Annotated in this window: 10 protein-coding genes; 6 read left to right on the top strand and 4 right to left on the bottom strand. The window is 37.1% G+C overall.

Going from position 1 to position 12,158, the window contains the following annotated elements; genetic code table 11:
• Window positions 1-2: 2 nt before the first annotated feature.
• The 4 genes from ACFSAV_RS03775 to metF form a co-directional block, all read right to left on the bottom strand.
• Window positions 3-896 (bottom strand): ABC transporter permease subunit, encoded by an 894-nt coding sequence (locus ACFSAV_RS03775; RefSeq protein WP_379096341.1) that lies wholly within the window; start codon window positions 894-896, stop codon window positions 3-5.
• Window positions 897-919: 23 nt separating this feature from the next.
• Window positions 920-1,924, bottom strand: coding sequence for an ABC transporter permease subunit (locus tag ACFSAV_RS03770; RefSeq protein ID WP_379096338.1), 1,005 nt, complete (start codon window positions 1,922-1,924; stop codon window positions 920-922).
• Window positions 1,925-2,098: 174 nt separating this feature from the next.
• The gene (locus ACFSAV_RS03765; RefSeq protein ID WP_379096335.1) at window positions 2,099-3,697 is read right to left on the bottom strand and encodes an ABC transporter substrate-binding protein; all 1,599 of its coding nucleotides are present in this window, start codon (window positions 3,695-3,697) and stop codon (window positions 2,099-2,101) included.
• Window positions 3,698-4,054: 357 nt separating this feature from the next.
• Complete coding sequence (gene metF / locus ACFSAV_RS03760) at window positions 4,055-4,939, bottom strand: methylenetetrahydrofolate reductase (protein WP_101774751.1); 885 nt, start codon at window positions 4,937-4,939, stop codon at window positions 4,055-4,057.
• A 205-nt stretch (window positions 4,940-5,144) separates the two neighbouring features.
• On the opposite strand from metF, the gene ACFSAV_RS03755 reads away from it, so the two are divergent.
• The 6 genes from ACFSAV_RS03755 to ACFSAV_RS03730 all read left to right on the top strand — a co-directional run bounded on the left by ACFSAV_RS03755 (window position 5,145) and on the right by ACFSAV_RS03730 (window position 11,990).
• Window positions 5,145-7,277, top strand: a complete 2,133-nt coding sequence (locus ACFSAV_RS03755) for a hypothetical protein (RefSeq protein WP_379096332.1) — start codon at window positions 5,145-5,147, stop codon at window positions 7,275-7,277.
• A 162-nt stretch (window positions 7,278-7,439) separates the two neighbouring features.
• The gene (gene trhP / locus ACFSAV_RS03750; RefSeq protein ID WP_379096329.1) at window positions 7,440-8,810 is read left to right on the top strand and encodes a prephenate-dependent tRNA uridine(34) hydroxylase TrhP; all 1,371 of its coding nucleotides are present in this window, start codon (window positions 7,440-7,442) and stop codon (window positions 8,808-8,810) included.
• A 177-nt stretch (window positions 8,811-8,987) separates the two neighbouring features.
• Entirely contained in the window at window positions 8,988-9,401 is a 414-nt protein-coding gene (locus tag ACFSAV_RS03745) for an SRPBCC family protein (protein ID WP_379096326.1), read from the top strand.
• Entirely contained in the window at window positions 9,398-9,853 is a 456-nt protein-coding gene (locus tag ACFSAV_RS03740; RefSeq protein ID WP_379096323.1) for a MarR family winged helix-turn-helix transcriptional regulator, read from the top strand. The genes ACFSAV_RS03745 and ACFSAV_RS03740 overlap by 4 nt, the downstream gene beginning before the upstream one ends.
• 281 nt (window positions 9,854-10,134) lie before the next feature.
• Window positions 10,135-11,226 carry a tRNA preQ1(34) S-adenosylmethionine ribosyltransferase-isomerase QueA gene (gene queA, locus ACFSAV_RS03735; protein ID WP_379096320.1) on the top strand — a complete coding sequence of 364 codons (1,092 nt, stop codon included), beginning with the start codon at window positions 10,135-10,137 and terminating at the stop codon, window positions 11,224-11,226.
• Complete coding sequence (locus ACFSAV_RS03730; RefSeq protein ID WP_379096317.1) at window positions 11,226-11,990, top strand: HAD-IIB family hydrolase; 765 nt, start codon at window positions 11,226-11,228, stop codon at window positions 11,988-11,990. Before queA ends, ACFSAV_RS03730 begins: the two co-directional genes overlap by 1 nt.
• Window positions 11,991-12,158 lie beyond the last annotated feature (168 nt).

The following is a 12,158-nucleotide window of genomic DNA, read 5'->3' as shown; positions in this document are numbered from 1 at the left end:
CCTTATTGTTTTAATTTTGGATCGAGCGCATCTCGTAAACCATCGCCCATTAAATTGAAAGCCAGTACGAGAGAAAGAATTGCTAAACCGGGAATTGTGACGAGCCAATGTGCTGTTTGCATAAAGCCACGGGATTCCGCTAACATCGTACCTAATTCAGGTGTTGGTGGCTGTGCACCAATACCTAAGAAATCCAATGCAGCAAGTTCAAGAATTGCATTAGAAATGCCCATTGTCATTTGTACAATTAATGGCGCTAAACAATTCGGTAAAATAACAATAAACATTAGGCGAAATACGCCTGCCCCAGCAACACGAGAAGCAATTACATAGTCACGATTTTTTTCACTTAAAACTGAAGCGCGTGTTAAACGAACATAACTTGGAATAGAAACCACAGCAATCGCAATCGCAGCATTGGTTAAAGAAGGTCCAAGAATCGTTACCACCCCAATAGTTAATAATAAACTTGGAATAGCCAACATAATATCGACAAAACGCATAATCATTGTATCAATTAAGCCACCATAATAACCCGCGAGTAAACCGAGAATCACGCCAAAGAAACAAGACAATAAAACAATGGTCAAGCCAATAAACACAGAAAGGCGTGCACCATAGATAATACGCGATAAAATATCACGTCCAATATCATCAGTGCCTAATAAATAAGCACTATTTCCGCCTTCAATCCATGCAGGAGGAAGCAATAAGGCACTGCGATCCTGTGTAATAGGATCAAAAGGGGCGATTACCCCAGCAAAAATACAAACGATTAACACAATCGTAATAAAAGTCAGCCCAATCACTGCACCATGATTTTGTTTAAAATAAAACCAAAATTCTTGTAATGGCGTTTTCGGTGCAGGTGAACTCACTGTGGTTACACTTGACATGTTTCACTCCAATCAAATCAAAATTAAGTATGGCGAATACGCGGATTAACAACGCCATAAATTAAATCAACCGTTAAATTCACTAAAATAATCAGTGTAGCGATAATCAGTACGGAACCTTGTAACACAGGATAATCACGTGAATTAATCGCATCAATAATCCATTTACCAATCCCAGGCCAAGAGAAAATATTCTCAGTTAATACCGCACCAGAAAGCAATTGCCCAATAATTAATCCGACTACTGTTACAACAGGAATTAATGCATTACGTAATGCATGTACAACAACAATTCGAGTTGTATTTAGTCCCTTAGCTTTTGCCGTACGAATATAATCTTCGCCAAGTACTTCTAACATCGAGGAACGCGTCATACGTGTAATGACAGCCAGCGGAATAGTACCGAGTACAATAGCAGGCAAAATTAACGATTTAATGGCAGCTAAGAATGCACCTGGTTCATCAGAATTCCAAGTGTCAATCAGCATAAATCCTGTCTCAGCTTCAATCCAATACTCAGCGGGTAGACGACCCGAAGCAGGCAAGCCCAAAGGTGTGGAAAAATAGAGGATTAAAATCAGCCCCCACCAAAAAATCGGCATAGAATAGCCTGTGAGAGAAAGTGCCGTGACGGTATGCGATATCCAAGAATCTTTTTTTACGGCGGCAATTACCCCTAAGAAAATACCCAAAATTAACGACCACAATAAAGCAAAAAAAGCTAATTCGACTGTGGCAGGAAAGAGCGTAAAAAATTCTTTGAGTACAGGTTCGTTATTACGAAATGAAGTGCCTAAATCCCCTTGTAACACACCTTTAACATAGGTGAAATACTGCTCTGGTAAAGGTCTATCCAATCCAAGTTTTTGCATCATTTCAGCATGGACTTCTGGTGTTAAGCCACGCTCGCCCATGCGAATTTCTATTGGATCACCCGGAATCATGTGGACTAACGCAAAAGTAATGAGGGTTATTGCAATAAATGTTGGAATAACCATTAAAAGGCGTTTAAAAATAAATTGAAACATCGAAGACTCTCTATATTTATAATTTTGAATCCCTGTTTCCTCTCATGAGGAAAATCATCAGCGGTCACACTGAAAATGGAATAAATAAAAATCAATGTAGGATAGCACAAGCCTGATCAACTCGCCCTATCCTATCTTGCCAAATCCTCAAAAATTTGACCGCACTTTCAAAGCTTACTTCACTAAATCAACTAAATAGAAGTTATGTAAACCAAATGGATCAATCACATAGCCTTTCACTTCTTTACGTACTGGGAAGTAAGTAGTTGAATGCGCAATGGTGATCCATGGTGCCTGTGCTTTAAATACGACTTGGGCTTGCTTATAAAGCGCAGTACGCTCAGTCGGATCAGTCACTTGTGCAGCTTTTGTCACAAGATCATTAAATTCTTGATGACAGAATTTCGCATAGTTGGAACCCGATTCTACTGCGGCACAGCTTAATAACGTATTTAAGAAGTTATCGGGATCACCATTATCTCCTGTCCATCCCATCATACCTGTTTGGTGATCGCCTGCACGCATACGTTTAAGATATTCACCCCATTCGTAGCTAACAATTTTTGCTTTTACCCCTACTTTTTCCCAATCAGCTTGTACCAATTCTGCCATACGGCGTGCATTTGGGTTATATGGACGCGAAACTGGCATTGCCCACAAATCCGTGTCAAAGCCATTTTCAAAACCCGCTTCTTTTAATAAGGCTTTTGCTTTCTCTGGATCGTATTCATAATCTTTCACATCATCATTATAAGACCACATTGTTGGTGGAATTGGGTTTTTAGCGACCTGTCCTGCCCCTTGATAAACTGACTCAATAATCGCTTCTTTATTCACTGCATAATTCAATGCTTGACGCACTTTGACATTATCAAAAGGCGCTTTTTTTACATTGAAATTTAAATAACCTACATTCAAACCCGGTTTAGTCAATAAGTTGATATTTGGATCTTCTTTTAATTTTGTAATATCTGCAGGATTTGGATATGGCGCAGCATGACATTCCCCTTTCTGTAATTTGGCATAACGCACTGAAGCATCTGGTGTAATAGAGAAAACTAAGCGATCAATTTTCGCTTTACCTTGCCAATAATTTTCAAACGCTTTAAAACGTACAGAGGAATCTTTTTGATACGAAACAAATTCAAATGGACCCGTACCAATTGGTGCGCTATCTAATTTTTCTGGCGTTTTCGCTTTTGCCATTGCAGCTGCGTATTCCGCAGAATAAATGGAGGCAAAATCCATCGCTAAATTCGCTAAAAATGGTGCATTAGGCACTTTCAAGCTGATTTTCACTGTGTAGTCATCCAGTTTTTCTACTTTATCAATGATATTTTGCATATCCATACCGATAAAATACTCGTAATTCCCGCCAGAAACTTTGTGATAAGGATGATTTGAATCTAATTGACGATTAAAAGAGAAAACCACATCATCAGCATTAAAATCACGACTTGGTTTAAACGCTTTATTACTGTGGAATTTCACCCCTTTACGTAAATGAAACACATAGGTTTTACCATCATCTGCCACGTCCCATTTTTCTGCTAGTGCAGGAATCACATTCGTGGTACCACGCTCAAATGTCGTTAAACCATTGAACATGGCTTGTCCAGAAGCATCAATAGTTGCACCATCAGTACCAAGCACAGGGCTTAAATAAGAAGGTGAGGCTTCAGAACAGTAAACAAATGTTTTCGGACCCGCTGCAAAGGCTGCTGTCGAAGTCATCGCTACTGCGATAAGAGAGAGTTTGGTTAATTTTTTCATTTTTCACTCCAAGATGTTGTTGGTTTGGTACCAAACAGTACCTTTTGTTTGCATATGCTTTTACGAATATGGCAAGTTTTAAATCAAATAGCAATCCCTAATGTAAACAAAATGTGAAATAACGTGGATTTTTATTGAATCTTTTTCAAAAAAAAAGCCATATTTTTAGATAAAACTCATTATTTATCTCTAAATATGGCTATACATAGATTACAATTTTTCTATTTGTGACATTCAAAATAGCATTTTTATCTATTTTCTAAAAAAATTTTAGCATAAAACACAAATATTGAATTTTTAAGTCTTATTTTTAGCATTAACAACTAAAATTTTGTTAAAACAGACCGCTCTTTTATCCTATTCTGTTGGACGTACGCCGAGTGTATGACAAATTGCATAAGTCAATTCACTGCGGTTTAACGTATAAAAATGAAAGTCTTTCACACCTTCACGAGAAAGTACACGCACCATATCCATCGCCACGCTCGCAGCGACTAAGTTACGTGTTGTTTGATCATCATCTAAACCCTCATAGTTTTTAGCCAACCAAGCAGGAATTTTGACATTAGTGAGTGCTGCCATTTTAACCAGCTGTTTAAAATTAGTGACAGGTAAAATTCCCGGTACGATCTCCGCATCAATACCAATTGAAGCACAACGGTCACGAAAACGTAAATAACTGTCAATATCAAAGAAAAATTGAGTAATCACATGGTTTGCCCCTGCATCAATTTTACGTTTTAAATTAATCAAATCTGCTTGAGCAGATTTCGCTTCTGGATGGACTTCAGGGTAAGCCGCAACTGAAATATCAAAATCGGCTACAGAGCGTAATAATGCGACTAAATCAGCCGCATAAAATGGCTTTTTCACATAGCCTGCTGGCTCATCACCACGTAATGCAACAATACGACGAATACCGCTCTTCCAATAATCTTTAGCAATTTCAATTAATTCTTCTGCCGTCGCATCAATGCCAGTCAAGTGAGGAGCTGCTTCTAATCCAGTTAACTGCTTAATATTTTTCACGACTGAATGCGTACGATCGCGCTCACCTGAATTCGCCCCATAAGTCACCGAAACGAATTTAGGTTTAAGCACTTTTAAACGATGAATAGAATCCCACAAAATCGTTTCCATCTTTTCATTTTTAGGTGGAAAAAACTCAAAGGATACGTTGATCCTCCCGTCTAAATCTGCAACATGTTGATTAAGTGTATCAATCTCTTTCGCGTAACTCATCATTCACCTCATGAACAAAATTATTTTTAGATGTCTATATGGCTAAATTAAAGAGAAAAAGCGATTATGTCAATGCTAAAAAATTTCATTCAATCAATGAATTCGATTCATAATCGAACTGAGTACTGGAATTTGTACTCACAATATGAATTGGTTATACTTTGCATTATGTAAATCACGTCGAAACAGACGGAGTAGGGAAAACATGAAGAGAAAAGCCAAAATCACCCTTATTTTATCCAGTATTACGCTTGCCTTAGCTATTACGGCACAATATTACACTAATCATAAAATTAATCGCAGTTTACAAAGTTTTCCTTACCATTTAAAAGATCAGCTAACATTACATGTGACGGAAAAAAATGCGAATTTTTTCCAACGCGAGTTAGTTTTTAGTCTTGAAGATGATAAACAACGTAAAACAGATATTATTTCAACAAAACTCACCGCACTTCCTTTTACGATTATTGCTGAATCTCATGTCCCTGAACCACTTATTAGCGAGTTAAATAAAAAACTCAATATCACTATTGATAAAAATAGTATTAACAGCAAATTCTCTGTCGTCGGTGATTATTTACAGTCCAACATCGTGACCCAATTTAGAGATCTCGCGAACAAACCACAAGATCTACAAATTCATATTAACTATGCGGCAAAAACAAAATCAATGGAAATCCAAAGTCAGCTTTCTGGCTTTAACTATGATGCCAAAACGAAATTCGACGGCTTAACTGGGCAATATGTGTTAATTCCAACTGGTGATCACCAATATGATCTGGCTGAGTTAGAATTAAAAGTAAAAAGCGCAGACATTTACTTATTAAATGGCGAAAATACCAATATTAAACTAGAACAGCTGAACTACTCACTGAGTAAATCCTTAAATGAACAACATTATGATTTGAGTACAGAATTTAATAGCAAAAAAATCAATATCTCAAACAAAAATAAAAGTTCAGAACAAGATCAAACTGACATTGATGAATTTGTTTTCTCATCTAAACATACACAAATTCCCAATAGTCTAAGCTTCTACCGTGAATTCAGCAATATCATTGAAGAAAATAAAACCTTACCAGAGGCCATTAATTTACTCATTGATACGCTATTTAATAATGATACTGTCGAAGCAAAAGTGACGATGAAAGCATTAAGTCTGCCAGATAATCCTCACCAAAATAAATTTCTAAAACTAAAAGATCTTGCTCTCTCTTTTGAAGCAAATAATAAAGATCGCCAAAATATTAATGCAGAACTAGCACTCAATGCTAAACAAATCATACTAGACGGAGATGGAAAAGAAGCATTAACAATCAAAGGATTATCTGCAACACATAAACTCGATCAAATAAACTTAACTGATCGCTTAAGTTTGCTCCCATTCTATACTGATCTATTTAAAAATACGTCAACAATGAAGACCTTCCCAGAGAAAGATAATCCCGTTTTCATTGAAAAATTAAAACAAAGCTTAGATAATTTTAACGAAAAACGTGAATTTACTCTCAATATAGATGCACTGAGCTATGCCAATACAAAATCAGAAAAAAAATTGGCGTTCGACAAGCTCAACATGACATATTTTGAGGACCAACAGCAAGCTAAATATGGCTATACCTCGACGTTTTCTATTGAAAAATTTGTCGATAACGCTCTCGGATTACAAGTCAACGATTTGAGTAATCGAGTCCCATTTCGTCTATCACCGCGTACAACACCTTCACCATTAGACTTATGCTATGACAATAGTTATCGAATGTTGTGTGTATTCTATCTTTCAGAAAAAACCTACCAAAAATGGCAAAAAAGTTTTATCAAAGAAACGGCACCAACAATTCACAATGCAGAACTTAAAGCTGCTTTGGATACATTACCTAACAGCCAAGCTTATCCGATTAGTGCTAACTTCACCATTGGCTTTATGCCATCTGAAAATGAAATGATGTCTTTCAATATTATCGATATGCTACCCAACTTGATGAATGCGAATGTGGATATTAAATTAACACTTGCAAAAGGCTTGATCAAAGACGCTCAAACGTTGCTTCAAATAGACTCTAAAGAGCGACGCGTTTGGGATATGTTACATGTTTTCGTTAAACCAAATGATCAACTCGCGCCTTATTTTATCGAACAAAATGATAGTTATGTCATGCATTATGTGCAACAAGATGATGTTAAAACAGTTAATGACCAACCATTTGATGACATAATGAATAAACTCAATTCATCACCAGAGCCAAAAACGAACGATGAATCATCTTCTTCTTTTGAACAGTCAAGTTCTGAATTGCCATCAACATTAGAACAAGAGAATCAATCTGTTGTGCCGTAAGCAAAAGTGCGGTCTGTTTTTGCCAAATTTTTAAAATAGACCGCGCTTTTTATCTCAGTTAAAGCTTTCTACTTTACAAAGTACAAAATCCTCCTACAATATTGCCCTTTAATTATTCACTACAGTGAATACCTGACTTGTAATCAGACTAACGGAAAAACGATGACAACTTTCACTCCAGAGCTACTCTCACCTGCTGGCTCATTAAAAAACATGCGCTATGCGTTTGCTTATGGTGCAGATGCCGTCTATGCAGGGCAACCACGCTATAGCTTGCGTGTACGTAATAATGAATTCAATCATGCTAATTTAAAAATTGGGATTGATGAAGCCCATGCGCTAGGCAAGAAATTCTATGTTGTGGTTAATATTGCACCACACAATTCAAAATTAAAAACATTTATTCGTGATTTAGAACCCGTGATCGCAATGGGACCTGATGCTCTTATCATGTCCGATCCCGGTCTTATCATGTTGGTGCGTGAACATTTTCCGCAAGTAGCCATTCATCTTTCTGTACAAGCAAATGCAGTTAACTGGGCATCAGTGAAATTCTGGAAACAAATGGGCTTGACTCGTGTGATTCTATCGCGTGAACTTTCACTTGATGAAATTGCTGAAATTCGCCAGCAAGTACCCGATATGGAAATTGAGGTATTCGTCCACGGCGCATTATGTATGGCGTATTCAGGGCGTTGTTTGCTGTCAGGTTATATTAATAAACGTGACCCAAATCAAGGCACATGCACCAATGCGTGCCGTTGGGAATATAGCGTGACAGAAGCGAAAGAAGATGACATCGGCAATATTGTCAATGTGGGCGAAGAAATTCCAGTGAAAAATGTCGCACCAACCCTTGGTGAAGGTGATACCACTAGCAAAGTATTCTTACTTGCAGAAAGCCAACGCCCAGAAGAGCAAATGTCGGCCTTCGAAGATGAACATGGTACTTACATCATGAACTCCAAAGATCTACGTGCTGTACAACATGTGGAAAAACTGACCGCACTTGGAGTACATTCACTTAAAATTGAAGGGCGGACTAAATCTTTCTATTACTGCGCAAGAACAGCACAAGTGTATCGCAAAGCGATTGATGATGCGGTGGCAGGTAAACCATTTGATGAAAGTCTGATGCATACGCTAGAATCTCTTGCACACCGTGGCTATACCGAAGGTTTCTTACGTCGTCATACACATGATGAATATCAGAACTATGACTATGGTTATTCGATTTCTGAACGCCAACAATTCGTTGGTGAATTTACAGGCAAACGTAACGTACAAGGCATGGCAGAAGTGGCCGTCAAAAATAAATTTTTACTTGGCGATGAAGTGGAAATGATGACACCGAAAGGTAATATTGTGTTTAAAATTCAACGTATGCTCAACCGTAAAAATGAACAAGTGGAAGCTGGTTTAGGTGATGGACATTTCGTATTCTTAGACGTACCAGAAGATGTACAATTAGATTATGCGCTGCTCATGCGTAATTTAGTCAATACCAATACTCGTCAGCCTCACAGCGCATAATCTCTCTATTCAATATAAACCAAAGGCATGCATTCATTTGCATGCTTTTGCTTTGTATTAGTCATAAAAAATAAACATGACATTTGACAATAACAACTCCCTCCCACATAATAAAAATACTTATTATAAGTTAACTTATAATAAGCAAACGTACACAATAAACACGAGGAGAGTAACATGTTTGAATTTGAGCAAAATATCAAAGGGTTAGCCAAAGCCGAAAGCGTTTGGCAATTATATGTGAATGTGAATAAATGGGCGCATTGGGATAAAACAATTCGCTCAGTTAGTCTTTCTGGTCCATTCAAAAATGGCACTGATGGTGTCATGTATATGCAAAATAAGATGAGTATTCCTTTTACTATTATTGAATGCACACCGAATAAAAGTTTTACTACAAAAGCAGAATTAGGTAATCTTTGTATTAATTTCGTTCATCGATTAGAACAAAAAAACAATGACATAATCATTTATCATAAAGTGATTATTCAAAGTGAAGATGAACAACAAGCAAAAATGCTTGGTAATAAATTATCCCATGACTTAACTGAGAGCTTACAAAACTTAATTCACTTGGTAAATCAAGAATGAAATATTCTCACTACAAAAAGACAGAGGAAAGCACGGGACTCTTGTTTTGGCAAACGACCGTGTTATGGCAAAGAAAAATTAAAGAGGTATTACAACCTTTAGATCTTACTCATACTCAATTTGTTATTTTGGCTGTAGTCGAAGAATTGTCCGAAAAAGTGGATGAAATCACACAAAAAATGATTTCCGATTTTTCCATGATTGATGTCATGACAGTTTCCTCAACAGTAAGATTGTTGGAAAAAAAGCATTATATTGTGCGTGTACAAAGCAAAAATGATACCAGAGCTTACTCTATCTGTAATACAACACAAGGAAAAGAGCGACTTATCCAAGCTATTAAGCAGGTAGAAGATGTAGACAGTCAGTTCTTTTTTGCCAACAAGCAAGCACTCACACAATTCCAAGAAGAGTTACGCACGTTGATTAGTAACAATACAAATTCCGTATAAATTTTTAGCAAATCATATTTCTATAAATTTGAAATATGATGAAGTTCATTTTTGTTAAAAAAATGTTGCATTTGTTATTTTTATGTATATAATCTTGCTCATACCCTAAAAAGTATGACTCCAAATATATTTTTGCCCTTTCATATTGAAAGGGCTTTTTTTTGCCTTGCATCAGACTAAATCAGTTCTTCGCATAAAATACTGGATTTTTCCTTGTACAATGTCCGAATTCACAATAGACTTACGCCCACCTTTTTTAGATAACTGTGATAACAATTTTTATGCGTGTTGCTGATTTCAATTTCAACTTACCTGATGAGCTTATTGCTCGCTATCCTAAAACTGAACGCACATCTAGCCGTTTACTCCAACTCAATGGTGAAAATGGTGAAATCTCACATCGCACTTTTGCGGATATCATTGATCAAATCAATGCAGGCGACTTACTTATTTTTAACAATACACGAGTTATTCCAGCTCGGATGTTTGGTCGTAAAGCCAGTGGGGGGAAAGTAGAAGTCTTGGTAGAGCGGATTTTATCTGACACGCGATTTTTAGCTCATATTCGTTCCTCAAAAGCGCCAAAAGAAGGGGCGCAACTTTGGCTGGGTGAAGATAAGTTAGGTGAAAATAATGGCGTAAAAGTGTGCATGATCGCACGTCATGACACTTTATTTGAACTCGAAATTACAGAAAAACAGACCGCACTTTTAGATGTCCTACAACAAATTGGACATATGCCTCTCCCCCCTTATATCGATCGCCCCGATGAGGAAGCCGATAAAGAACGTTACCAAACGGTTTATAACAAAGTCCCCGGTGCAGTGGCGGCACCAACTGCAGGTTTACATTTTGATGATGCATTATTAGCACAACTAAAAGCCAAAGGAGTGAATTTCGCCTTTGTCACACTACATGTCGGCGCGGGTACATTCCAACCTGTGCGTGTTGAACAAATTGAAGATCATAAAATGCATGCAGAGTATGTCGAAGTGCCAGCCGAAGTTTGTGAGGCAATTATCGAAACTAAACGGGCGGGTAAGCGTGTCATTGCAGTAGGTACGACCTCTGTCCGTTCCGTAGAAAGTGCTGCTTTGGCTGCCGAACAACAAGGGAGTGCACAATTAATTACACCTTACTTTTCTGACACCTCAATTTTTATTTACCCAGGTAAAAAATTCCGTGTAGTGGATTGCTTAATTACTAATTTCCACTTACCCGAAAGTACATTAATTATGCTAGTGTCGGCATTTGCAGGTTATAAACATACAATGACAGCCTATCAAAGTGCGGTCGAAAATCGCTATCGTTTTTTCAGTTATGGCGATGCGATGTTTATCAACAAAAATCCGAATGTCACTGGATTAGATTAATGATTTTTGTATTTGATTTGGACGGGACAATTTGCTTTGATGGTAAACATATCCCATCTGAAATTGAAATTGCCCTTGAACAGTTGATGATCACAAATCATCAACTGATTTTTGCTTCCGCCCGTCCTATTCGAGATTTGCTCCCGCTTTTAAATACTGAACTAAAGCAAGCCTTATTAATTGGTGGTAATGGTTCAATTACACAAGTAAACCAGCAAATTCAAGCCAATAATCCTATTGCGCATAACGATTTCAATCAAATAAAGCAATGGATTCAAGAATATGATTTAGATTACCTCGCAGATGATCTTTGGCACTATAGTAAACGTATTCGCCAACCTCATAGTATTGAGCATAAAATTGACAGTGCAAAACTCGCTGAAAACCGACCGCTCTTTACAATTCAACACCCCATCAAAACAATATTGCTCAATCTTTCTACAACACATTACTTTTCTTTAAAGCAGAATCTCAGCCAGTTAGATCTAAATATCATTGAACATACAGAACAAAATGGCTCATTTAATCTGGACATTACTGCAAGTCGTATCAACAAATACAATACGTTAACTAGATTAATCGGGCATGAAAAATATATTGCATTTGGTAATGACATCAATGATTTTGAATTACTACAACATGCAACTTATGCGGTTTGCATTGGTAATTTTGCACCATTACAATCAGCTGCGGATATAACGCTACCCGCAAATCCAACGCTTATTGCCGATAAAATCATACAATTAATAGCGAATGATGGCTAATTAACCCATTGAATCATCATCTTACATACCGACTCATCCCAAGCTCATAAACCTTAAATGTTGACCACTGCTTATGGTTCATTTCTAATGTACTAGTGTTGATTGTGTAAAAACATTGACGATATTAAAGACTAAAAACCTATATATCCCATATAGTTAAATTTTGTT

It is taken from the genome of Pasteurella oralis, assembly GCF_042681465.1.
In the GTDB taxonomy this organism is placed as follows: domain Bacteria; phylum Pseudomonadota; class Gammaproteobacteria; order Enterobacterales; family Pasteurellaceae; genus Pasteurella; species Pasteurella oralis.
Note: the sequence above shows the minus strand (reverse complement) of the source record. Positions and strands in the feature narration are given on the sequence as shown.